Here is a 24,320-nt window from a genome sequence, read left to right as displayed (position 1 = left end):
AGGGCGGCGCTTCCCCCACGGACAAGTGCGTGGCGAGGGACAACGCCCCGTATGCGGCTAGGAGTTGTCATGAAACGTGCGCAGCGAAGACGTTCGAAACGAGGCAGGAGGAGCGCGATCCTCTCGATGGCGCTGATGCTGGGAGGGGGTGGACTGATCGCGGTCAACTCCTATGCGTCCGCGGGCGAGGGCTGGCTCGGCGGTGACGCGGAGCGGACCCGCAGCACCGGTCCCACGGCGTCCACCCTCGACTGCCCCGAGGTGGCGAACGGGCTGCCGGAGGTTCCCGAGGCCGCCAGGCCCGAGGTCGACCGCGAGTTGGCCACGCTGGACAGCCAGATCACCGAGGCGTACCAGCGGTTCGTGGAGGTGAAGGAGCAGATCGACAAGGATCCCGAGTACGCCCGGAATACCGTTCTCGAACCGCTGAAGAACCAGCGCGCGGCGGGCCTGGACCGGATCGCCGCCGCCATCGGGCGGGTGGCGGGGAAGCAGCCCGACGGGCTCCGGGACATGGCGCCGTGCACCCTGAAGGTGGACAGCGCCGACGACGCCGGGCCCGGCACCGGCGATCAGCAGGACCAGGGGGAGGGCCAGGAACAGGCCCCGAACCAGGGCCAGGAACAGGAACAGGAACAGGGTCAGGGCCGGGGCGGCGCCGGGCAGGCGGGCAACGGGCCCGTGGCCGGCGACTTCGCCGACATCCGCAGCGTCCAGCCCGAGGCGAGCCGGCCGCAGCAGCAGAGCGGCGCCTCGCGGGGCGTCTTCTCCACCGAGTGCGGCGTGAACGAGAGCGGCAAGTTCAACCCGGACAACGTGATCGTCGCGCCCGGTGTGCGCAACGGCGCCCACCACATGCACGACTACGTGGGCAACCAGGCCAACGACGCGTTCGCCAGCGACGACGACCTCGCGGCCGGGCGGACGACCTGCCGCAACCAGGGCGACAAGTCGACGTACTACTGGCCCGTCCTGCGCGTGCAGAACGGCCAGGACGAGAACGACGCCAACGCGGACGGCGGCGGCAAGGACAAGAACGTCGGTGAGATCAGGACACCCTCCGAGGTCACGCTGAACTTCGTCGGCAGTCCGGTCTCCAAGGTGACGGCCATGCCGCGCTTCCTGCGCATCATCACCGGCGACGCCAAGGCCTTCGTCAACGGGAACGCGAACGCCAACGCCTCCTGGAGCTGCACGGGCTTCGAGGACCGGCAGTTGAAGGACAAGTATCCGATCTGCCCCGAGGGCAGCAAGGTGGTCCGGTCGTTCAAGTTCCAGAGCTGCTGGGACGGCCAGAACACCGACAGCGCCAACCACCGCACGCACGTCGCGTTCGCCGACGGGAACGGCAACTGCCCGGCGGGCTTCCGGGCCATTCCGCAGCTCGTCCAGCGGATCGTCTACGACGTGCCGCCGCCGGTGTTCGACGGTGACAGGTCCAGTGTCTTCGCGCTCGACTCCTTCCCGGAGCAGCTGCACAAGCCGGTGACCGACCACGGCGACTTCATCAACGTCTTCGACGACGCGCTGATGAAGGACCTCGTCGACTGCATCAACGAAGGACGCACCTGCGCCAACGGCGCCGCCGGTGACGCACCGCCCGCGGACGGCGGTCAGGAAGCGCCCGAGCCCGGCGACGGGACCGAGCCCGACGCGGGCGACGCGAGCCCTCCCGGCAACCCGAGTGAGCCGCCGGCCGAGCCTGCCGAGCCGACCAAGCCGGCCGAGCCGCCCGCCGCTCCGGCCGAGCCGACCAAGCCCCCCGCGGCCCCGGCGGAACCGGCGGCCCCGGCGGAACCGGCCGAACCGGCCGCACCGCCCGCTGCCGGGGGCGCGCAGACGGAGGCGCCGCCCGCCGCCCCGGCGGAAGGGGCCCAGCCGACCCGCACGCCGGAGGTGCCGAGGCCCAAGGCCGCGGCGAGCGCGTACCCCGGCGCCCCCGGTGGCCGGGACGACGCGACGCCCGCCGCGCCCGCGACACCCGCGGCGGAGGACGCCCAGGAGCAGCCGCAGAACGCCGGGACGTCCCCGGACGGCTCTCCCGCCGGGCAGGAGCCGACGCGATCCGGCGGACAGGAGCCCCCGGCGAACGAGCCGGTGGCGAATGGCGCCGGCGCCTCGCAGGCCGCGGAGGGCGGACTGGCCTCCACCGGCGCCCAGTTGTGGCCCTCCGCGGCAGGAGCGCTGCTGCTGCTCGGAGGCGCGGCGCTCATGTGGATGGGCAGGCGCCGTGAGACCGCCGTCGCCGGCAGGGGCTCACGCCGCCGTCGCTGAGCTCGCCGTACAAGGCCGTGCCGGGACCCGCGCCAACGGGTCCCGGCACGGCTGTTCGGCGGCCGACCGGTCCCGGCGCGGGCCGGCTGCGCAGCGGTCGGTGGAATGGGGTTACAGCCAGGGTGAGATCGTCTCCGGACACCCGAACCCTGTACTGCTCCGGGCAGACCGCGATGAGTGGCGACGGCATACCGCAGCATGCCGGCGAGATGGCGGCGCAGGTGACCCCTGACCATCGACAACCTGGACGGTGCTCGGCGACGCCGGCATGACCCTCGCCAACCTCGTCCGGCTCCACGTCTGCACCACTGACGTCGATCGGCTCTTCGAGCACTACGGCGTGCCGGCGTCGAGGTTGGGCGCCGTCGGGGTGGCACCGAACACCACAACCATGCTCGGGGTGACACGGCCGGCGGTCCCCGACCTGATGGTCGTGCTGGAGGGACCGCGGTCGTATGGGGTGACCTCGCCGCCGGCGGCAGCGATGCGGTCCTCCCCGCGTGGGCCAATGCCGCAGCCACAACCGCAGTGGTCACCGGGCTCGGGGCCCAGCCGCATGCGTTCGATCACCCCGCCGGCCGGACCGGCGGGGCTCCACGACGCCACCACGTCAGTTCATCAGCAGCAGACGCGTGTTCGGTACGAGCTTCCGGTTCACACTGGTGCTCTGCACGAAGATGGTGAAGTCGTCGTTGTGGTCGGGCTTGATGCGGACCTCCGCGTCCGGCAGACCGAGCAGTGCTCGGGCCTCGGGCCCCGTGTACACCCGGTCCGTCTTCTTCTCCAGCACCGCTATCTGCTTCCGCGCCTGGATCTTCTCCGACTTGCTCAGCTGATAGAAGGCGCCACCGGTACGGTAGGTGTGCCCGCACTCGAGGACCCACTCCCGGATGGCCGCAGCGCGGGCCACGGGCAGCAGTTCGTACGCCGACGGATCGACCGGGGCGAGACCGGCCGCCTTGATGGTGTCCTTGTTGACCGCGTCCGCACCGGTGGAGAACACCGCCCGCGAGCCGCGTATGCCTTGGGTACGGCCCACCATGAACTTCTCGGTGGCCTGCTGGATGACCTGTCCGGCCTCCTCCAGGCCCTGCGTGCTGGTGGCGTCCCAGATAGCGATGTTGTCCTTCGGGAAACCGCACTGCATGGCCTCGCGCTTGCCCATCTGGTCCGGCACGAGGACGGCCAGCGTCCAGTTGTCGCCCTGCGTCTCGATCATCTTGGCCACGGCCTCGACCAGTTCACGCGGATCCCTGGTAGGGGCATCCGGGCAGCGATGACTCGCGTTCTCCTGGCCGTCGGTGAGCACGAACGTCAGGAAGCTGTGGTCTCCGTACAGCTGAGCCGTCTGCGCCAGCTCCCGCTGGGACTTGAGCGTCGCCGCCAGCAGTGCCGTCATTCCACCGACCCGGTACAACTGCTGCAGGGACGGCATGCGCAGCACGTCCTTGTCGTAGATGACGCACTCCACCTTCTCTGCGAAGACGTACACCGTGACGCGGGTTTCCTGGTCCAGCTCCTTCGACCGGCGGGCCAGATAGGCAATCTGCTGGTCTGCGACGTCGACGACCTTGCGGCTCAGGTGCGACATGGACGAACTTGCATCCAGCACCAGGGCAACGTGATTGATGTAGTTCTGGCTTCCCGACATGAGTGGTCCCCCTCTTCCGTCTTGATGCTCCAATGCTCTCAGCCACCACTGACAATTGATCTCCGATGCAGGCGCGGACAGCGGTCCCGCACGGCCCTCCAGCCCCGCCGCCCGGACCCCGCTGCGCCGTGGTCACGGACCCCTTTGCTGTGGCGGCGCGGCGTCGCCGATGCGGTTCCGGGGCATGTCATTGGGTTGCTCGTACAGCTCGGCACCGACAGCGGCGCTCTTGCCGAGGGCGATGCGCACCGATGGCCCACCGCCGCACGCCGCACGCCGTTCCAATCCGGGGCGCCTTCGCTCCGGTGGGGCGAGCCCTGGTCGGCCCGCACCTCGGGGACACCGACGGTGTGGTGAGGGGCCGGCCGGGAGTTCACCGGGGCGCCGGGTCCAGCCAGGGCCGGCGCCCCGGTCCGGTCGGGTGCGTGCCGGTGACGCCCATGACCACCGAGTACAGAGTGGTCTCCGCGGTGATGAAGAGGCGGTTGCGCTTGGCGCCGCCCCAGGAGATGTTGGAGACCGTCTCGGGGACGTTCAGGCGGCCGATCAGGGTGCCGTCGGGGTCGTAGCAGTGCACGCCGTCACCCATCGCGGCGGCCCAGAGCCGACCGCCGTCGTCGAAGCGCAGGTTGTCGAAACGCGCCTTCTCGCGGGCCCCGGCCTCGGCGAAGACCTTGCCATCGGACAGGGTGCCGTCGTCGCGCACGTCGAAGACCCGGATGAAGCCCGCTCGGGTGTCGGAGACGAACAGCTGCCGCTCGTCGGGCGAGAAGACCAACCCGTTCGGCGCCCCCAAGCCGTCCGCGACCAGTCGCACTTCGCCCGTGGCCGGATCGATCCGATAGACGTTGTTGGAGCCGATCTCGCTCTCCGCGACGTACCCCTCGTAGTCGCTGGTGATGCCGAAGTCCGGGTCGGAGAACCAGATGGAACCGTCGGACTTCACGGTCGCGTCGTTCGGGCTGTTCAGGCGCTTGCCCTGCCAGCGGTCGGCCAGCACGGTGAGGGTGCCGTCGTGTTCGGTCCGGGTCACCCGGCGGTTGCCCTGCTCGCAGGTGATCAGCCGGCCCTCGCGGTCGAGGGTGTTGCCGTTGGTGTGTCCGGCGGAGCGGCGGAAGACACTGACCGAGCCGGTCTCCTCGTCCCACCGCAGCATCCGGTCGTTGGGGATGTCGCTCCAGACCAACTGGCGCCAGGCGGGCAGGTAGATCGGTCCCTCGGCCCAACGGCAGCCGGTGTAGAGGACCTCCAGCGCGTCATCGCCGTTCATGCACCTCCCGGTGCGGAACCGGTCGTCCAGCATCTCGTACAGCCCCGGGCGCTCGTCACTCATGGAGTCCACTCCTCACGAAACTCACCATGTGCCGAATGTGAATCGGCCTGAAGCGCATGCTGCAAGATGACATACTGTCCTGGCTAGTAGATTCCGAATGGAGAGTTGTGGATCACATTGATCGTGCGCTGCTGGCGCAGCTCCAGCAGGACGCCACCCAGCCCTACGCCGCGCTCGGTCAGGCCGTGGGCCTGTCCGCCGGTGCCGCCCACGAGCGGGTGCGGAAACTGCGGGAGCGCGGCGTCATCCGGCGTACCTCCGTCGACGTGGACCCGGCCGCCGTGGGCAGCGCCGTCCTGGCCTACGTGATGGTCGAATCGACGTCCTGGATGGGTGATTCGGCGCCGGACTTCGCCGCGCTCCCCGAGATCCTGGAGGCGCACGTCATCGCCGGCAGTGCCTCCGTGCTCGTGAAGGTCAGGACCGCGACCACCGAGCAGTTGCAAGACGTGCTGCGCCGTATCTACGCCATCGACGGAGTCAGCGGAACGCAGGCGACGGTGGTCCTGGAAACCTTCTTCGAGCGGCCGCTCTCGCCACTGACCGCTGAACAGCCGTGACCACCTCGCCTGACCAGCGCCGATGGGCGGCGTACCCTGCTGCGAGCCCATGACGACGTGACCTCCGAGATCGCTGCCGGTTGGCAGCGCACCGGGGACGAACTCGCCGCGCGGGGACGCGATGACGAGGGAGGAAGACGTCCCGGTGCCGGTGCCGGTGCCGGTGCACGGCAAGGCAGGGCAGGGCAGTTGCTGCTCTGCCCCGCCCTGCCGACCAGGTGGCCTCCTGCGCCCGGTGCCACCAGCCCTGCCACCACTACGGTGTCGGCGGCGGGCGACGCTCGAGCCGAACGCCCGCCGGTGGCCGCTCGATCCGGCCCCGCCCTGCCCCACCGTCCAAGGCGTTCACGCGTCGCGTTGTGCTCCTGGGACGGCTTCTACTACGTCGCGCTGCCGGGCCGGTTACCGCGCCCTTCCCACGCCCGCGTGAACAGTGAGGGCAGCGGGGCGGAGGGCACTGCGGCCAGGTGTGACGTCGATCGGTGTTCCCTGGCCAGTGGCAGCAGACCGAGCTTCGCCACCTCGACCGGGAAGCGAGGAGGCTTCCGCTCCTGCCACGCACCCGGCAGGAAGAGGGAGCGGCCCGCTCGTGGCCGGGTGGCGCGCAGTACTCGGCCCGACGCGCCCAGTTCGGCCTCGGCCTGCTTGAAACGTGTGGGCTTCCATCCGGTCCACGCCTTGACGTTGCGGTCCGACGGGTCCGGCAGGGCCAGCAGCATCAGATACAGCGCCGCTGCGTCATCGCCCAGCCCGAAGGCCCTGGCGCACTCCTCGACGAGATGCGGCACCGACCGCGAGGGGTCCTGCTCCCAGCCCGGGTTCCGCTCGCCGTCCGTGGCAAGGTGCCTTCCGAGCGCGGCGAAGTCGGCGCTCAGCAGCAGCCGCAGGTCCGCGAGGGCGGGCAGACCGGAGGCACTGGGCAGCCACTGGGAGGGCAGTACGGAGTCGAGGTAGGCGTCCAGGCTCTCCAGCAGCGGATCGTCGGGCCCCTGGAGGGCGGCGGGGTCCACGCGCAGGTGACGCATGTCGTACGCCGTGTCGGCCACCTCCGTGACCCCGGGGCGAGTGGTGAGCGCCTCGGTGGACGGAGGCGGCCCCATCAGGTAGTTGCTCTGCAAGGAGAAGAGCGTGAGCGGGCCGGGATTCGAGGCCAGTTCCTCGCACAGCCGGGATATCGCCGCGCCGACCGCGGGGCGCAGCGGATCGCCGGCGGGTGTCCGGTAGGCGAGCCAGGCGGCGATCCTCGGTAGGGCCAGCAGTTGAGGCTCGCCGACCAGGCCCGCGCGGTGGGGGTCCAGGCAGTGTGCCCCGGTGGCGAGCCGGCCGAGCAGGGCCGGCAGCCGCAGGTGCGGCCACCATCCCTGGTCGTCCCGGCGCCGCTGCCGGGCGAGGGCCGCCTCGCCCTTGGGCGGCAGAATCTCCTTGGCGGCGAGGGGCAGGAGCGCGGTGGGCACGGGCAGGGGGCCGCCCAGCTCCTGCAGCCACCACGCGGCGGCCCGGTCCACGTCGGGGCCCGTGGTCCAGAGCTGCTCCGGATCGTCGGGGAGCAGCTTGTCGTAGAACGTGGTGAAGAACCCGGGTCCGAGCGCGGAGGTCAGCGCGGCGATCGCCTGTTCCACCTCGTTCTGCCGCACCTTCCAGGGCACGAAGTCGGCGCGGGGGTGGCGGGAGAGGCAGTCGCCCACTTCGACCAACTGGTGCGGTGCGCAGCGGACGTGTGCTGTCAGCAGCATGGTGGCCTCCGCCTGGGTGAGGCCCAGGCGCTCGGCGAAGGCTGCGGCGAGCTCCGGGCGGGCCGGTGCCGGGCCGTTTTTGCGGTACAGCTCGGCGAAGCGTGCGAACCAGCCGCCAGGGCGCACAGGCTTCAGTACATGGGCACGCACAAGTCTCACGCCGGCCGAGGCCAGTGGACCGTCCTCGGAGAACGTGCCGTCGGGGGAGTACTCCCACAGCGTCCGATCGGGCCTGGTTCCTCCACTGGCCACCACCAGGGCGACGGACGTGGCCGTCCGGAAAGCCTCCCCCAGGAGGGGCGCGTCGATGTTGGTACGGTCCTCGGGGGCCTCGCAGTGGACGATCCGCCAGCGGCCCGGTTCACCGGTGACGAACGGGTGGGCGGCGTACGCCATCAGCGACGTGGCCGCCGGGCCGTCCGCCCCGGAGGAGACGGCGCACAGGGCGAGTGCCGCGGCGCATGCGTGCGTCTTCCGCAACCAGCCGTCCTGGGGCAGGCTGTCGAACGTGGCGTCGGCCTGCGCCAGATCACCTCCCCAGACGGGGATGCCGGTGCCGGGCTCCGCGAGCCTCATCAGCTGACGGCTCACCCGGACGTCCGGCTCCTCCAGCTCCGAGGCAGGGGTCGGTGTCCCCTCACCCTCAATGGGTGTGAGTCGGCGGACCAGTCGCTCCAGGCCCGCTCGGCAGTTGACCGCCATGACCAGAGAGCGGGCGGCCAGGCTGTTCATCGGCTCGCCCAGTTGCGGCAGCGCTTCCAGGATCGGCCCGCGATTGGGTCCCCGGACACCGTCCCGCTCGACGTAGTGGGGCTGGAGCCTCCCCAGGAGCTCCTCCACCTCCGCGGCCGGGACGGTGTCGGGCAGCTCCGCCATCAGCAGCGGCAGCACGTCCACCGCAGCGAACTCCGCAGCCGCTTCCGCGTCCTTGAGCAGGTCCACCGCCACACCGACGTGTGCGAAACGGCCGAGGAGCAGGACCAGCTCCTCGAAGTCGACCCCCGCCCGCAGCCTCGCCCGCTCGCGGTCGAACCAGGAACGGATCTCCTCGTACCCAAGGGGGTTGTCGAACAAATGCGGGATGCTCTGCCAGCCCTTGCGGTCGTGAGGCTGGTACCAGCTGTTGGACGCCGTGGTCTTGAGGGTCATCTCCAGATCGGCGCGCACCCGTGCCCGCAGCTCGCGGGCGAAGCGCTCGTCCGCCCGTAGGTACTCCAGCTTCGGACGGCGGCTGAGCTGGAGGTCGTACAGCTCCGACGGGCCGAGGAGCTCCGGCGGGTCGGCGACCGGGGCACCGTGCCCCAGGAGCAGGTCGATCAGGTCGAGGGGAGTCTTCTCGTCGCTGCGTCGGCCGAGCTGCCGATAACGGATTTCCACGGGGACACCGTCAGCCGCCAGCCGTGGCGCGATCTTCTCGGCGAGCTCGTAGACGACGCCCCGGAGGCCGTTCGGGCCGTTGCTCACCCTGACGCACTCGGACAGCCAGGCCGCTGCCTCGCCCGGAGCCAGCCCGGGGACCTCGCCGGTCAGCAGCGCCAGCGCACCGGTGCGCTCCAGCAGCTCCCGCCACAGCGTGGAGCGGTCGACGGCACGGCGAGGATACAGCTTCAACATGTGCTGGGCAGCATCAGGGGCCTGCGCGCCCAGCAGGTCCAGGGCCGGGCCCTTGAGACAATCGGCCCAGAACTTGACGTCGGACAGGAAGACACCGCCGACCGCGAACACTTCCCCGAGCAGCGTGGCCAGTTCCCTCTCGGGCTCGAGCCCGGCGGCCCTGGCCAACTTGCGCACGTCGACGGCCAGCTGGGGGTACGTCTCGGACGACGCCTGGATGTGACGGCTCACCACTTCGCGGAACCGTGAGAGGTCCGCCTCGGTCGCCCTTCCCTTGACGGCCAGCTCGCGGGCCCAGGCCCGAAGGACCGTGGCGGAGAGGGCCTTGCCCTCGGCGTACGCGAGGTAGCGGCCCAGCAGCCACTCCTTGTCGACCTTGTGTGCCTGCACGCGCTCGGCCGTGCGGGCACGCCCGAACCAGGCGGCTGCCGTCTGATGCTGGTCCTGCCGCAGGGCCAGGTCCGCCATCTCGTCGAGGAGCGTGACCAGCAGCGCGGGAGCCGACTCCTCCAGCCCGTGGAGGACCGTGTCGACGCCTGCCTTGTAGACGAAACTCCACTGGTGCGTGGTTTCCTGCAGGAGCATGAGCTTGTGGACCGCCAGCTCCTCAAGGCCCGGGTGCGCGGCGACGACCCGCTCCGGGAAGGGAAGTCCACCCTGGGAGAGGTCCGGTATGCCGGTGGAGAAGCAGTCGTCCGGCTCCCAGTGCTGCGCGCGCATCAAGCGGTCCCGGTACGGGATGAGCTGTTCGGGAAGCAATTGGCTGAGTGTGCGGCCGCCGAAGCCGGCATACGTCCGGACCCACAGGCCGCCCTCGCCCAGCTCGTCGGTCAGCTCGACGCACTCGGCGTCCAGAGCCTCCCGCCACAGTGGATCGGCATCGGCCAGGGCTCGCGGCACGCTCGCCCCGGCCACCGCCCACTCGCGCGCCTGCAGGCGGCACGCCTCACGCTGCTTACGCAGATGTGTCCATGCCTCCAGCAGCGCACCCAGCCCCGGCGCTCCGGCGATCGCGTCGGGAAACTTCTTGAGCCTCCGCCCCTGCGGATTGCGGTAGACGACCTCCAGATCGTCCGTCAGTTCCGCGGTGTAACCGTTCTTTTCGACACGCCTGCTCATGTGCCGGCCTCCCCCGTGGTGCTCGTCAATGCCTACACGCTACGCGGTGTCACTGACATCGCCGCTTCGCATGCCGACGGACCGGCAGGGAGCACGGAGCGCACCTGTAAGGCGGCGGCCTAGGGCGGAGCCGGGCCAGTCTCCGCCACCGGACGAGACGACCCTACGGAGTGGCGGGACGACCTGCCTTGAGGCCTCCGCCACCACAACGGTGCCGGACGAGCAGGCACGACGAGCAGCCAAGACGAGCAACCATGGCGAGCAGCCACAACGGGCCGTCCTACGGGTTGTCCGCTCGCTCGCGGAAACGCCGGACCGCGCTGCCGCGCCATGGCCGCCGCGGCAGCCCTCGCCCGCACCGGGTGTGCGCCGACGCCTCGCCCTTCCACTCGGACAAGGCGGTCCTGCCGCACCTGCGCCACACCGAGGGTGAGATCCGTGCACGCTGCCCGCCGCTGGTGATCAGCGTGTTCACCGGCGCCAGAGGGTCGCCGGCCATCGTCTTGGCCAGCAGTACGGCGGCGGCCAGCGGGAGCAGGACCGCGGCGAGGGCCGCGCCGGTGGTGGCGACGTGCTGCATGTTCACGCGGCGCGATGCGTCAGAGATCATGCCCTCATTCCATCCCCGGTGCGGCCGGGTGACATCGGGCGGCGTACTCAGTATTCGTCCCCCGTACTCAGGCCGGGCGGCCCCCACCGTACTCAACCGCCCGTGCAGCGCGACGGAGGCGCGGATGTGGTCGAAGGTCCACGTAGAGACCGGCGGCGGCCCGCTCCGGGCTGGTGGGCAGGGGCAGCAGGTCGCTCGTTCCGTGGCCTGCCGACCCGGGCCGGGGGACGCCGCCGTCCGGTCGTCGCACTGTGCGCAGGAAGGCGCCCACGACGTCGGTCCGGCTGTCGTGGAGGTCCTCGGCGCCGGTGCTGATGTCGAGGAAGGACTCGTGCGGCGCAGACGTGCATGGTGCCGCCCTGCGCCGTCGTCCTTGAAGGTGATCCGCCCCGCCCGGGTCTCCTCCCGCACATCGGCGCCCTGAGCACGGGCATGCGCCAGCAGCAACCGGTCGAACTGGGAGCGGATCACCTGGAAGCTGTACGCCGCCGGCCTCCTGGGCTCGTCGAACCCCAGTGACCGCTCCTGACCGCCCCAGCCGTAGAAGGCCCCCGTCTTGCGCACGAAACCGTGCTGCTCGACCACCTCGCGTGCGCCCAGGACATCCAGGACGGGCAGCAAGGACGGCAGCAGCGACTCACCGATGTGGTGGCGCGGGAACCGGTCCCCTTCCAGCACGGTCACCTGGTGACCATGACCGGCCAGCAGGGCGGCGTTGGTTGCGCCGGCGGGGCCGCCACCGACCACCAGGACGTCGGTTCGCTCACCCATGCCGTGCTCCGCCACCCTTCGGCCACCGCGAACACGGTCCCTTACACCGATCGGGCACCGTCTGAGACAGTTCCATCACTATGAGCAGTCAACCTCATGAACGGTCGGCACTGACAGACGTCCACGAGCCACCCCTCCCCGCCGACCCCGGCAGCGGGTCGGGTCCCCTCACCGTCGGCATCGAAGAAGAACTCCTGCTGGTCGATCCGGCCACCCGCACCCCGAGTCCACGCGGACCGGAACTGGTGCACGCCGCCGCCGGCAAGCTCGGGAACCGGGTGGGCACCGAGCTGACCCGCTATCAGGTCGAACTCCGTACCGACCCACACACCTGCCTGCGGGAAGCCGGCGAACAGATCCGCACGACGAGAACGACTCTCGCCCACGCCGCCTCCCGCCTGGGCCTCCAACTGGCCTCCACCGGCACACCCGTGTTCGGCCATGCGACGCCCGTCCCCGCAACACCCAGTCCTCGCTACGCGCGGAGCATCGCCCACTTCCGCGCTCTGGACGACGAGCAGAGCGCCTGCGCCTGTCACGTCCACGTCGGCCTGCCCGACACCCGCGACGCCGTCCACATCAGCAACCACCTGCGGCCCTGGCTGCCGACACTGACCGCGCTGACAGCGAACTCCCCGTTCAGCAACGGCCAGGACACCGGATATGCCAGCTGGCGCACCACCACCTGGGGCCGCTGGCCAGTAGCAGGCCCACCGCCCTACTTCGAGTCGCAGGCCCACTTCGACGAACTCGTGCACGCCCTGCTCGAGGCGGAAGCGCTCATCGACCGCGCCGGCCTGTACTGGGACATCCGCCCCTCCCACCACCTGCCCACCCTGGAAGTACGCGTCGCGGACGCCGCCCTGACCGCCGACGACAGCATCATGCTCGCCGCCGTCGTCCGTGCCCTGACCGCCACCGCCCTGACCGCCGTCCAAGCCGGAGAGCCGGCCCCCCGCCCGGCCCCGGAGATGCTGCGCGCCGCGTGCTGGCGCGCGGCGCGCGACGGACTGGCCGGAGAGGGCATCGACCCGGTCACCGGCAGACTGGTGGCCCAGACCGCACTGGCCGAACACCTGCTTCACATGATCGCGCCCGCCCTGCACCAGCATGGTGACCTCGACCTCGTCCGTACCCAATGGAAGCGCCTGCGTACCGAGGGAACCGGCGCCGATCGTCAACGTGCCGCCCACCGCAGACGCTCCAGCGCCGCCGACGTCGTCGATTACGTCGTGTCCGTCACCTGCCACCACTGAGCACGAGGCGCCGTACGCCGGCGACAGCGCGATGAACGCCGTCAGTCCACACCGCTGCGGGTCCGCCGCCACCGGCCCTGGCGGCGGACCGGAGAAGATGGACGACGATGTGACGTACCTACAGAGAGATGAGGCCGGTGCTGTGACGACGGTGCGCAGAGACCTGGAGCGTGCTGACGCCCTTTACGAGACAGGGCGTTACGAGGAGGCGAAGGCCCTGCTGGCCGAGTGGCTCGCGGAGGATGCCGACGACGCCCGTGCCTGGACGGCCCTGGCCCGCTGCCACATGAAGACGGGAGACCCCGACTCAGCCGTCGAGGCCACGGGTGAAGCCCTCCGCAGCGACCCGCGGTATGTGGACGCCTACTTGGTGCGGTCCCGGGCACTGCGGGCGTCGTCGAAGGGCGGCGGCATGGGGGCGCAGGAGGAATTGCTGCGGGAGGCGATACGCATCGATCCGCGGTTCTGGGGCAGCTACGCGATGCTCGCCGACGTCGTGTACAAGAGGGGCTTGTACGAGTTCCTGAGAGCTCAGGGGAACAGGGAGGTCAGGCCGGGGGAGGTACCGGCGGCCGTGGCCGAGGAAGCGGCCGCCCTGGCAAGGGAGGCGATCCGGCTCGGACCGGAGGAGGTCCAGGCGTACGAAACCGCGCTTCTGATCGCCGACTTCTCGGGTGCCGAGGAGGACGCCGACCAGTTGGAGCGCGCCATTCTCCGACTCGATCCCAGCCACCCGGACGCCCTTGCCCGGCAGACCGCCAAGGCGGCCAAGGCCGCGGAAACCGGCGCGGCACGGGCGACCACGCTGTACGCCGACGGGCTCGCCGTCGCACCCAACAACTCCGCCCTGCGCCGCGGACTCGACAAGGCCACGTTCCGTCTCCTGCGCGGTACCCGCTGGCTGGCCCTGGCCTGCCTGGTCGCGGCAGGGCTGATGATCGACCTGTTCGCCACGGCGAAGGACCCGGCCCTGAGGCAACTGCCCGTACCGTTGGGAAACCGGCTGTGGCTGCTGGTGGTCATGGGCGCCATATGGGGCGTGGGAGCCTGGCGGCGTTACCGCAAGCTCCGCAGCGGGGTGCAGTTGAACCTGAGGCGGGTGATCCGCCAGGACCTGTGGGCCCGTATCGTCCTCGGGCAGGCGACCTGGACCATGCTGTGCGCCCTGCTGATCAGCCAGGTGCCGTGGACGGAGCGCTCCGTGCCGCAGCTCGTGTTCTTCGCGGGCCTGCTGGTTCCTCTGAGCACGATGTCGTACGACCACCGAAAGACGCAGTGACCGGCCACGGTCCTGCTGACGCCACCCCGGGCGCGGACACTTCACGGCCTGCTCGTCCACGGCCCACCGCAGCGGATCCGTGCCGGTCACGGCTGACGCCCGCGTCCGCGCGTCGTCACGGGCGCTGTGGCCCGCGACCCGCTCGCGGACACGGCCGGGCGGATCGCCTGCGGGCCGACCGCCTGCCGGGCGGACCGCCTGCCCAGGGGCGTGAGGCGAGTGCAAAATAAAGTTCGCCGCCGACCGATGAGTTCTGCGGCTGCGGCCGGTCTGCAGGTGTAGTGGATTCACCTATGTGAGGAGACGGACATGGCCGAGACTGTTACCCGGACCCTGGACGCGCCGGGCGCGACGCTCACCTATGACGTGCGGTGCCCGGACGGTGACGGCACCGGGGGCCGTCCCCTGATGCTGATCGGCTCGCCGATGGACGCGGCCGGGTTCGGCACGCTCGCCTCGCTCTTCGCCGACCGCACTGTCGTGACCTACGACCCGCGGGGCACGGGCCGGAGCCCGCGCACCGACGGGGCCACCCGGACAACCCCCGAGGAGCACGCGGACGACGTACGGCGGGTCATCGAGGCGGTCGGGTCGGGCCCGGTCGACCTGTTCGCGAGCAGCGGCGGCGCGGTGAACGCGCTCGCGCTGGTGGCCCGGCACGGCGAGCTGGTGGCGACACTCGTCGCCCACGAGCCGCCGGCGGCCCAGGTGCTGCCCGACCGGGAGGCCGTCCTGGGGGTTTGCGGGGACATCCACGCCACCTACCTCCAGCAGGGGATGGGGCCGGCGATGGCCAAGTTCATCGCCGCCGCAGGCCGCAAGGGCCTCTTCCCCGACGACTGGCGCGACGAGCCGGCGCCCGACCCGGCGGCCTTCGGACTGCCGACCGAGGACGACGGCTCGCGGGGCGACCCCCTGCTGGGGCAGAACATGCTCGGCTGCACGGGCTTCCGGCCCGACACGGCCGCGCTCCTTGCCGCACCGACCCGGGTGGTCGTAGCGGCGGGCAAGGAGTCGGAGGGGGAGTTCCCGGCCCGGGCGGCGGCGGAGATCGCGCGGGAGCTGGGCACCACCCTGACGGTCTTCCCGAGCCACCATGGAGGCTTCCTCGGCGGCGAGTACGGGCAGCAGGGCGCCCCGGAGGAATTCGCCCAGACCCTCCGCGACGTCCTGGCCGACGCGGGCTGATCCGTACGACCGACCGGCCCGCCCTGCCCCGGAGTGCCGGGGCAGGTGTTCCGGCCCCGGGCCGGTCGGCCCCTCCGTACACGTGCCGTCAGCGGCCGTGCGCCGCTTCGCGGCATCAAGTCGTCAAGTCGTCGCCTTCTGATCACTCTCACATGTGTGCGATAGGTTGCCCGCCATGACCGGACTCGGACCCGTCACCTGGCCACCTACCCCGTTGAGGACCGAACGGCTCGTGCTCCGCGAGTCCGAGGCCCGTGACCGTGCGGCGTTCATCGAGCTGTTCGCATCGCCAGAGGTGGGCACCCACATCGGTGGCCCTCGGCCGCGCGATGAGCTCGAAGGCACGGTGCCCGAGGTGCCCGGGCGGCGTCCAGGCCTCTTCGTGATCGATCTCGACGGAGCGATGATCGGCATGGTCACGCTCGATCGGCGGGACGCGGAGCGTCCGGGGCACGTCCGTCCGGATGCCGCGGAGGCCGAACTCGGTTACCTGTTCCTGCCGGAAGCGTGGGGACGCGGGTACGCCGCCGAGGCGTGCGCGGCGGCACTCGACTGGTTCGCCGAGGCACTCCCCACCGAGCCGGTGGTGGTCTGCACCCGCACCGCCAACGAGCGTGCGTTGCGCCTCGCGGCGAAGCTCGGGTTCACCGAGGTGGAACGGTTCGAGGAGTTCGGCGCCGAACAGTGGTTCGGCGTGTGGTCCTCCGTCACGCCGTCCGCCTGAGCCAGGTCGCTTCCTCCGACCGTGACGCCGAACCAGATGATGACGCCCGCACATGAAGTGCGGCGAGGAGGATGCCGGCGGTCTTCCCGCAGCGGCTCGGTCCAACCCACTCCGTGTCAGTGAACGGCACGGTCCGACTAACGGTCGGCTGCAACGGCCCGCCGCAACGGCCGGCTGATCGAGACGGTCGGCCGATCGAGACGAAACCGCCCAGTCGGGTCGCCGCGGGCCGGACGCGGCCGTTGCGGCTCGCTGTCGGCCCGATGTCGTCCGGGGTGTCGGCCGGGGGAGTGGTGGTGTGGCGCAGGTCACGGGAAGCCGACGGGTGGTGCCGGACAGCTGATGGATGTGAGCACTCATATGCGTGCCCGGATACGGGCCGGGGATCCGAGCGCGTTCGCGGAGCTTTTCGACAGCTATGCCCGCGCGGTCTACAACCATGCCTTTCGGCTGACCGCCGACTGGTCGACGGCGGAGGACGTGATGGCCGCGACCTTCATGGAGGCGTGGCGGCTGCGTGACCGGACCGATCCCGAGGGCGGCTCTTTGCGGCCGTGGCTGCTGGGCATCGCCACCAACATCGCCCGCAACCAGTACCGGAGCAACCGGCGCTACCGGGCGGCGGCGACCGCGGCCGCGGCGGCGGAGCTGTCGGTTCCGGACCATGCCGAAGACGTGGCCGAACGGGTCGACGACCGGCGTCGTCTCGCCAAGGCCCTGACCGCCCTCGCCTCACTGCGCAGGACGGACCGCGAGGTGGTGGCGCTGTGCCTGGGGGAGGGCCTGGACTACGAAGCCGCGGCGCAGGCCCTCGGGATCCCCGTCGGCACCGTCGGCTCGCGCCTGTCCCGGGCGCGCAAGAAGCTGCGCGCGCTCGCCGAGGACGAGCCGGCCGGTGCGGCCGCCGACAGTACGCGGAAGTTCGTGCCCGGAAAACGGGAAGGCAGCCGCTCGGCCCGACAGACAAGAGGTGATCACGTAAACGTGGTCCGGCCCGCGCAGGGAGGAAACCGATGAACGCGAGCACGTCCCGGCAGAGTCCGGCCGAGGGGGAAGACGGCCGGGAGCTGCTGGCCCGGACGGCGCGTGACCTGCCGACAGGCCGTCACCAGTACCACAAGGAGCGTCTGATGGCCCACATCCAGCAGGAACAGCACACGGAGACCGCAGGCTCGGCGAGGGCACGGAGCTTCCGGCTGCCGCGCCCGGCGATCACCCTGCCCGCCATGGCGACCGCCCTGGCCGGTGTGGTCGTCGCCCTCATCGTGATGCCCGGTGGTGAGAGCGGCCGAGGCCTCGCCACCGGACCGGCCATGACCACCACCGTGGGCGTCGCGTCCGCGAAGGGCGTGCCGCAACTGCTCGACCGGCTCTCGCTGGAGGCGGCCAAGAAGCCCCACCCGGTGGTCAAGCCCGGCCAGTACGTCTATATCGAGTCCAAGATGGCCGACACCTTTGTGAGGACCGAAGGAGACAAGAGCACCCTGGCCAGCCACGAGCTGCACACCCGCCAGATCTGGCAGTCCCCCGACGGCACCAAGGGGTGGCTCGTCGACCCCGCCGTCAACGACAGCCCCGAAGGGGAGACACTGAGCCTCCCCGACGAGCAGGGCCGCACTCCGGTGGCCACCCTGAACGCTCCCTCGTACGACCTGCTGGCCGAGCTGACCACGGACCCCGGCCAACTGCTCGCCAGGATCTACAAGGAGGCCGAGGGCAAGGGCACATCCCCGGATCAGCAGGCGTTCACCACCATCGGCGATCTTCTGGGGGAGAGCTACCCGCCCGGGGACCTGTCCGCGGCCCTGTTCAAGGCCGCCGCGAAGATCCCTGGTGTCGTCGTCGTGCAGGACGCCGTGGACGCGGCGGGCAGGCGGGGCGTGGCGGTGGCCCGGCTGGACGAGGCCAGCGGTCAGCGTGAGGAATGGATCTTCGACAGCAAGACCCACGCCTTCCTGGGCAAGCGCGTCGTCCAGGTGAAGGAGTCCCGTGAGCAGGGCACCGTGATCAAGCCCGGCACGGTACTGCACACCAGCGCCATCATGAACCGGGCCATCGTCGACGACATCAAGCAGACCCCGTCACAGGCGGGCTGAGGCACCGACGACGCCTTCTGAGGCCGGGCGTCGGGGCGTCGGGGCGTCCGCGCGTGCGACAACGCCCGGACGCTCCGGCTCCAGGGCACCGGTACCTCCGCCGGCCGGGCAGTTCGGTTCGGTCGGGCATTGGTCCGGGCGGGCGGCGAGGTAGCGGTGTCCGGCGGACCAGGGCCCGGTCAGGTGGCGGGCAGCGGTCGGTTCGCGTGCGGGTGCAGGCGGTCGGTGAGGAAGGCGAGGATCTCGTCACGGGCCCGGACCGTGGCGTGGCCGGCCTCGTCGACGAGATGGGCGGTGACGACGCTGTGCGGGGTGCCGACCAGCTCGGCGAAGAAGGGCGGCGGGGCCGTATTGGCGGCGCTGTCCGGGAGGACGCGCCCGTCGAAGGCGTCGCCGAGCAGCGACCGGTACGCGGCGAAACGCTGCCCCGTGCACCAGCGGTCGCCCTCGAAACGGTAGGCGAGGACGGTGAGTCCGTCGCGGTCGAGCCGGTCGCGCACCGCGCGTGCGTCCGCCGCGTCGAGTTCCAGACCGCCGGGGTCGTCGAGCGGCAGCGACGGGTGGTTGACCACCGGGGCGATCACCGCCGGCTCCAGAGCCATCGTGAGGGCGAAGTTGCCGGTGAAGCACAGGCCGATCGCGCCCACCCCCGGTCCTCCGCACGCGGTGTGCGCCTGGCGCGCCAGGCCGCGCAGCCAGACCGTCACAGGGCTGGTGCCGCCTCCGGCGAAGGCGCGGAACTCGGCGCTGACACAGGCGCGGCGGACGACCTCCCGGCCGCCGTCGACGGTGGGGAAGGCGCCGTCCGTCCCGAAGAGTGAGGGCACATGGGCGGTGAAGCCCGCGTCCCGCACCCAGCGTGCGAGCCGCAGAACGTCGGGGCTGATGCCCGGCATCTCGGGCAGCACCACGACCGCGGGCCCTGTCCCGGCCACGTACACCGTCTTCTCCACCCCCTCCACGGCCACGCTCAGACGGTTGAAGTCGGCAATGGGATCGTCGTCGCTCATGGGGCCAGCGTGGCCCGTGCCCGCCCGCCAAGTGAGGGGCGGGATCGCCGAAGCCGGGGGTAATCTCGCCACAGGTGGGGGACGCGTGCGGTACGTGGTCGGCGACCCGTTGCCGGGACACCAGGGGGTTGGGGGAGCGATGGCGGGGACGACGCGTCGGGCAGAGGACGGTGCGGGCTCGGGTGCCGGGTCGGGTGCGCTGCGGGTCGGAGTCCTGGCGTACCCGGACTGCTTCGGGTCCGAAGTGTTCGGCGTCCCTGACCTGTTGACGATGGCAGGGCATGTCGCCGGACCGGAAGCCCCCGGCTATCGGGTGTCGGTCGTCTCGCCCCGCCGCCGGGTCACCGCCTCGGGCGGCGCGAGCCTGGACGTGCGTCCCCTGCGGGAGGTCGACGTCCTCGTGGTCCCCGGCTTCGAACTGCGGCCGGACACGGACCTCGACGCGCGGCTCGCCCGGCTCGCCCCCGAGATCGCGGCGATCCGCGCACAGGCCGCCGCCGGCACCGCCGTCGTCTCCCTCTGCGTCGGCGCCTTCCTGCTCGCCGAGGCCGGCCTCCTCGACCGGCGCCGGGCCACCACCTCTTGGCTGCACGCCGGTGAACTGGCCAGGCGCTGCCCGGCCGCCGACGTGCGGCCCGAGCGCCTGGTCGTGACCGACACGGGCGTGACGACCACGGCCGCCTTCAGCGCCATGTACGACTTCGCGCTGGACCTGATCCGCCGACACAGTGGCGCCCGGGTCGCCCGTACGACCGCGCGTGTGACGCTCGTCGACGACGCGCGGACCTCCCAGACCCCGTACGTCGACCCGCGGCTCCTCCCACAGCCCGGCCGGGAGTTCTCCGAGCAGGTCATGCGGCGGCTCGACCAGAACCTCGCCGAGCGGTACGACCTCGCCGCGCTCGCGGACGCCTTCCGGGTCAGCACCCGCACGCTGCTGCGCCGCTTCGCCGACGAGACCGGACGCAGCCCGCTGGCCCATCTGCAGGACTCCCGGGTCCGCCGCGCCCGCCATCTTCTGGAGACCACCGACCGCACCGTCGCCTCCGTCGCCGCGGCGGTCGGCTACCAGGACCCCGGCACCTTCGCCGCCCTCTTCGCCCGCCACACCGGCCACCGCCCGAGCGCCTACCGGGCCGCCTTCCGCCGCACGACCCGTTCGCCGACTGCGGACGGCGATGCCCAGCCGTCTTCCCGGTCACCGGATCGGGGGTCCGGTCGTGCGGGATGTTGAACCCGAGGGCGGGCGCGTGCGTCGCCTCGCCGTCCACCTCGAGGTGAGCGGGAGCCTGCACGACGACCAACGCGACCAGGCCCTGGAACTGGCAGCTCCGCGAGGACATCCCACCCCCGGACGGAGCGTCGTCCGCTGCGGGACGCTCATCTCCCCAGCCGCGGAGACGGCCTCCGGCCGGGCAGGGGAGAGGCCAGCCGGCCGCTACGGCACGGGCGGTTGGTGGGCGGGTGGGAGATCTCCCCCAAGCACGGCTCGCCCTTCGACGACGACTCGGTCATGGAGAGCCCACCGCTCCTCGGTCTCCCGTCGCTGTGCCTCCGTCTGGTAATCGGCAGGGCACCCCTCCCCACCTGAGTGTTCTCGCCTCAGGGCCTCGATCAGGAGCAACTCCGATGTGTACTTCCGGCACAACCGCTCCGTGAGGTCCGCCAGCAGGCTCGGCCCGGCCAGGCCCACGATGACCTGGCACTCCCTCACTTTCCGAGCGGCTGCCCAGGCGACCTCGGACTGCTCCGCTCCTTCGGACCCCATCGGTGCGGCCCATGCCGTTCTGACCTTGTCATCCGCCGAGTGGCATGCACAGAGCAGATTGGTGTAGGCCGCGTGTCGCATCTCGTGCTGGCGAGCCAACCGTTGCTCCCGCCGATCCCTTTCCTTGTCAGCGCTCTCCTGCCGGCCCTTGACCAACGCGAACAGGCCCGCGAGCGAAGCACCCACGACAGTGCCGCAAACCCCGATGAGCGCGCCCGTCAGTTGAGACATCTCTCTCCTTCGCCGCGTTACCGCTGCCGCTTTCCTCACCTGCTCCGGGCCATGGACGCCCCACATGCGGCGGGCCTCGGCACGCGAAGAGGATCCCGTACAGTACCCGCCCGGCCCGCCGCGGATTGCCTCCCGGACACCGGAAGCGAGCACCCGGCGCCCGGCCCGAGCGCTCCTTCCCCGGCGGTACCGGCTCGACCTCTCCGACAGGGTTCATGCGACACGATCCACGGCGACGATCCCACGCGGCGGATCACGCGGAACTCACCCTCCTGGCACGGCCGCAGCATGTCGTGCCCCCGACGGCGTCATGGCTGCTGCCGGGCACTTCCTGGGGGCAGTCCTCGCGGCAGGACCGGCCGCCCCCGCTCGACAATTCCCGGGCCGCCGGACCCAGTCCGAGACGCTCGCCTCGCGGTAGGCAGCCGGACAGCTCTGAGGGATCAGCCCGGTTCCCCCACCGGGCGTCAGGCGCCAGGCGGCGTCGCCTCAGCGTCCGGTGACAGGAGGTGGCGGCCCTGAGCGCACCAGCTCACCCCCCGGCAGAGCTGCGAGGCACGCGCCGTTCCACTAGCCAGGCGGCTCGATACGTGACACGCCGAGCTCGTAGCCCACGTCGGCGCGACACCGGCGGCGGCGTACGGGTAAGCGTCGCCAAGTCGCTGGTGATCGCGCTCGGCGGGTGGGTGTGCGCCTTTTCGGCGCCGTGCGGCGCTGCTGCCGCGCAGTTCGGCGTCCGAGGTGGGGCACTTCCCCCGCCGGGGTGCTGCCGCTGTCCGACTGCCGGAGTGTCGCGCCCTCCGGGTGCGACCCACTCACATCACCGTCGCGCCGGGCATTCGCCGCCGTGCCGTTCGTCTGCGCCCGGGCGCCGCACCGCCGCCGATCTGCCGACTCGGTCGTACGTCGTCCAGTCCGCCGCTGTTGTACGAGGCCGACTGCCTGCTTCCGGCTGTCCGCTTCCGCCCGCGGTATGACCGCTGACGGCTCGGTGGGTTGCCGCAGACAGCAGGTAGCGGAGCCTGCACCCGTGCGATGAGGCCGCCCCCCATCGCCTCCCACGCAGTGCAGGATGCCGCGGTCCCTTATGAGAAGAAAACCCGTTTCACAATCTCGCAAGCAATTGTGGTTCAGCTCACATTTCTGGTCTGCTTTGCGTTTTATCACCTATTTGTTCGTTCTTTTGGACTGCTATGGACTGATACGCCACCCATCCAAAGTGTGAGACGGATTTGTGGCCCACGTGCGTCCTGACAGCGTTTTTGAAGTCGCCCCGCGAGCCAGGCCCACTCCCTTTAAGGGGAGTTGGGCCTTCTTTGTCGTCTCGGGGCCCTGACTCCATCGAGGGAGTGAAGGCCGCACTTCCGCGGTCTTCTGGAGGGGGCCTGCTCGCCGGGATCTTGGCGGGTCGAGGCGGCAGGCCCCCCTGAGCCAAGGGGCCCAGTAATGACGGTACACATCGAAGGTGTACACCTGCTGATCCTCGCGATCGGTTGTCTGGTCGGCTACGCCGCGTACAAGCACAGCCGCACTCGTCACCCCGGCCTGCCTGCCGGGCCCGGCGACGTCGTGGGCGCCATCGGCGCCGGCGCGGCCGTGATCACCGTGCTCACGCTTCTCTTCGCGAGCAGCCCTGAAGTAGAGGCGGAAGGCAAGAACCAGGCGCCGACGATCGCGCCCACCCAAAGCACTGCTTGGACCCCGCCCACGACAACGCCGTTGCCCTGACATCCCGGCACTGGGCAGCAGCACGACCTGGGCAAGAGCCGCTTCGTCGCCGCCGCGGTGAGCCCGCAGCCCCCGGACATCTTCCGGGGGCCTCCTCCGCCCCACGCGGGACCCGCTGGCCGGGACGCCTGCCGGACGCCGTCCCGGCCATTGGCCACGGTGGCCGACATACTTACCGGGCCGTCACTCGCCTTGCGCTGCTTCGCCGTTGTCACGCGTCTGGTCGCCGCTCTCCGCCCGGGCACCGGCCGCGCCCGGGGCCTCCGGCTTCACGGAGATCGACCGTCACGTCCGACCCGTGGCAGGTCCGCCCGGAAGAAGCGGCCGGTGCTGTTCGGCGTGTGTCATGACTGCAGTGCGGCACCAATACGGGGCATCGCCCTTGCCGGACTCGGCGCCGTGGTCGCGCTGGGGCGGCTGCGGGCCACGCTGCGGCTGGGCCCGCCCAGGCGGAAGGGGCGTACCTCGTCCCGGCGTTCACTCGAACACACACTCAAGTGGTCTGCCGTAGTGCTCATATCCTGGCGCCATGACAAGCGAGAGAGAGCCGCAGCCCCATGTGAACCGCTGGGGCGACACATCGCATCCGGTGCCGGAAGGGGGCGGGTCCCGCCAGGACGTTTGCGCGTGCTTCGACCAGTCCAGGCCTCATCCGCGAGCCCGGGTCGGATTTCACAGCGAGCGCCAGGACACCTCCGCTCCGGGCTGGCGGCGTCTGCTGGAGCTGGTCGATGAGGCCGCCGCCGACGGGCGTGAGGAGTTTCGACCCCTCGTGGAACTCACCCCGGAAGAGCGGCGGCAGGTCCTCACTCTGCCGCCGAGCATCGCCCGGCTGACCGCGGTCAAGCACCTTGTCCTCTACGGCAGCAACCTGGTCCGGATCCCGCCCGAGATCGGAGCCATGACCAACTTGGAGGAGTTCACGCCGTACACCTCCTACCGGCTGCACTGGTTCCCCTACGAGATCACCCGATGCCGGAAGCTGACCCGCAGCACGGTGAGCACCCGCGCGCTGTTCGGCAACTACAAGGTGCGACCGCCGTTTCCGCGGCTGCAGCCTTCCCGGGCCTCCGTCACGGACCTCGACCTGGGAGACCTGGACCCCCGGCGCTGGGGGAGCACGGCCATCCACAACTGCAGCGTCTGCGACCTCCCGATCGCACGGACCGGGCTCCACCAGATGTGGATCTCCCTACGCGTGGCCACCGACGTATTGCCCTTGCTGGTGAACGCCTGCTCATCGGCGTGTGCCGCCTCGCTGCCCGCCGGGGCGCGCGACCACATCCCCACGTCGCACAAGGGCGGCCCGGTAGAGCAGCCGCCGTTCGACTGAGGCTGCCGACCGAGCTCGGCGGCGTCGCCCCCTGTGCTTCGT

At 71.0% G+C, this 24,320-nt stretch carries 16 protein-coding genes and 1 pseudogene; 12 read left to right on the top strand and 5 right to left on the bottom strand.

Annotated elements, in window-relative coordinates:
- Positions 1 to 69: 69 nt before the first annotated feature.
- Both ACZ6C1_RS04305 and ACZ6C1_RS04300 read left to right on the top strand, forming a co-directional pair.
- Complete coding sequence (locus ACZ6C1_RS04305) at positions 70 to 2,274, top strand: DUF1996 domain-containing protein (protein WP_469237511.1); 2,205 nt, start codon at positions 70 to 72, stop codon at positions 2,272 to 2,274.
- Between the two features lie 100 nt (positions 2,275 to 2,374).
- Positions 2,375 to 2,719, top strand: a pseudogene (locus ACZ6C1_RS04300) (RidA family protein); the annotation flags it as partial.
- 165 nt (positions 2,720 to 2,884) lie between these two features.
- Here the strand turns inward: ACZ6C1_RS04300 and ACZ6C1_RS04295 are convergent.
- Both ACZ6C1_RS04295 and ACZ6C1_RS04290 read right to left on the bottom strand, forming a co-directional pair.
- Positions 2,885 to 3,925 (bottom strand): vWA domain-containing protein, encoded by a 1,041-nt coding sequence (locus ACZ6C1_RS04295; RefSeq protein ID WP_469237509.1) that lies wholly within the window; start codon positions 3,923 to 3,925, stop codon positions 2,885 to 2,887.
- Positions 3,926 to 4,298: 373 nt separating this feature from the next.
- A complete protein-coding gene (locus ACZ6C1_RS04290; RefSeq protein ID WP_469237507.1) occupies positions 4,299 to 5,258 on the bottom strand; it encodes an SMP-30/gluconolactonase/LRE family protein in 960 nt (319 codons plus the stop codon).
- Positions 5,259 to 5,365: 107 nt separating this feature from the next.
- Here ACZ6C1_RS04290 and ACZ6C1_RS04285 point away from each other — a divergent pair, with 107 nt between their 5' ends.
- Positions 5,366 to 5,818, top strand: coding sequence for an Lrp/AsnC family transcriptional regulator (locus tag ACZ6C1_RS04285; RefSeq protein WP_469237505.1), 453 nt, complete (start codon positions 5,366 to 5,368; stop codon positions 5,816 to 5,818).
- 380 nt (positions 5,819 to 6,198) lie between these two features.
- Here ACZ6C1_RS04285 and ACZ6C1_RS04280 read toward each other — a convergent pair whose 3' ends face one another.
- Positions 6,199 to 10,284 (bottom strand): hypothetical protein, encoded by a 4,086-nt coding sequence (locus ACZ6C1_RS04280; protein ID WP_469237503.1) that lies wholly within the window; start codon positions 10,282 to 10,284, stop codon positions 6,199 to 6,201.
- Positions 10,285 to 10,564: 280 nt separating this feature from the next.
- Positions 10,565 to 11,665 (bottom strand): NAD(P)/FAD-dependent oxidoreductase, encoded by a 1,101-nt coding sequence (locus ACZ6C1_RS04275; protein ID WP_469237501.1) that lies wholly within the window; start codon positions 11,663 to 11,665, stop codon positions 10,565 to 10,567.
- 80 nt (positions 11,666 to 11,745) lie between these two features.
- Here ACZ6C1_RS04275 and ACZ6C1_RS04270 point away from each other — a divergent pair, with 80 nt between their 5' ends.
- The 6 genes from ACZ6C1_RS04270 to ACZ6C1_RS04245 all read left to right on the top strand — a co-directional run bounded on the left by ACZ6C1_RS04270 (position 11,746) and on the right by ACZ6C1_RS04245 (position 18,208).
- Complete coding sequence (locus tag ACZ6C1_RS04270; protein WP_469237499.1) at positions 11,746 to 12,921, top strand: carboxylate-amine ligase; 1,176 nt, start codon at positions 11,746 to 11,748, stop codon at positions 12,919 to 12,921.
- Between the two features lie 142 nt (positions 12,922 to 13,063).
- Positions 13,064 to 14,200: a tetratricopeptide repeat protein gene (locus ACZ6C1_RS04265; protein WP_469237497.1), complete on the top strand. Its 1,137-nt coding sequence runs from the start codon at positions 13,064 to 13,066 to the stop codon at positions 14,198 to 14,200.
- Between the two features lie 309 nt (positions 14,201 to 14,509).
- Positions 14,510 to 15,388 (top strand): alpha/beta fold hydrolase, encoded by an 879-nt coding sequence (locus tag ACZ6C1_RS04260; RefSeq protein WP_469237495.1) that lies wholly within the window; start codon positions 14,510 to 14,512, stop codon positions 15,386 to 15,388.
- 175 nt (positions 15,389 to 15,563) lie between these two features.
- A complete protein-coding gene (locus ACZ6C1_RS04255) occupies positions 15,564 to 16,112 on the top strand; it encodes a GNAT family N-acetyltransferase (protein WP_469237493.1) in 549 nt (182 codons plus the stop codon).
- A gap of 360 nt (positions 16,113 to 16,472) precedes the next feature.
- Positions 16,473 to 17,129 carry an RNA polymerase sigma factor gene (locus ACZ6C1_RS04250; protein WP_469238161.1) on the top strand — a complete coding sequence of 219 codons (657 nt, stop codon included), beginning with the start codon at positions 16,473 to 16,475 and terminating at the stop codon, positions 17,127 to 17,129.
- Positions 17,126 to 18,208 carry a CU044_5270 family protein gene (locus ACZ6C1_RS04245; protein ID WP_469237491.1) on the top strand — a complete coding sequence of 361 codons (1,083 nt, stop codon included), beginning with the start codon at positions 17,126 to 17,128 and terminating at the stop codon, positions 18,206 to 18,208. The genes ACZ6C1_RS04250 and ACZ6C1_RS04245 overlap by 4 nt, the downstream gene beginning before the upstream one ends.
- A 179-nt stretch (positions 18,209 to 18,387) precedes the next feature.
- Here the strand turns inward: ACZ6C1_RS04245 and ACZ6C1_RS04240 are convergent, their stop codons facing one another.
- Positions 18,388 to 19,218 carry a dienelactone hydrolase family protein gene (locus ACZ6C1_RS04240; RefSeq protein WP_469237489.1) on the bottom strand — a complete coding sequence of 277 codons (831 nt, stop codon included), beginning with the start codon at positions 19,216 to 19,218 and terminating at the stop codon, positions 18,388 to 18,390.
- Between the two features lie 271 nt (positions 19,219 to 19,489).
- Here ACZ6C1_RS04240 and ACZ6C1_RS04235 point away from each other — a divergent pair, with 271 nt between their 5' ends.
- The 3 genes from ACZ6C1_RS04235 (at position 19,490) to ACZ6C1_RS04225 (ending at position 24,278) form a co-directional block, all read left to right on the top strand.
- The gene (locus ACZ6C1_RS04235) at positions 19,490 to 20,452 is read left to right on the top strand and encodes a GlxA family transcriptional regulator (protein WP_469237487.1); all 963 of its coding nucleotides are present in this window, start codon (positions 19,490 to 19,492) and stop codon (positions 20,450 to 20,452) included.
- A gap of 2,211 nt (positions 20,453 to 22,663) precedes the next feature.
- Positions 22,664 to 22,945: a hypothetical protein gene (locus tag ACZ6C1_RS04230; protein ID WP_469237485.1), complete on the top strand. Its 282-nt coding sequence runs from the start codon at positions 22,664 to 22,666 to the stop codon at positions 22,943 to 22,945.
- Between the two features lie 772 nt (positions 22,946 to 23,717).
- Positions 23,718 to 24,278, top strand: coding sequence for a leucine-rich repeat domain-containing protein (locus ACZ6C1_RS04225; protein WP_469237483.1), 561 nt, complete (start codon positions 23,718 to 23,720; stop codon positions 24,276 to 24,278).
- Positions 24,279 to 24,320 lie beyond the last annotated feature (42 nt).

This window comes from Streptomyces sp. NPDC041796, assembly GCF_055590785.1.
The sequence above is the reverse complement of the archived record's forward strand: the minus strand, read 5'-3'. Positions and strand labels throughout refer to the sequence as shown.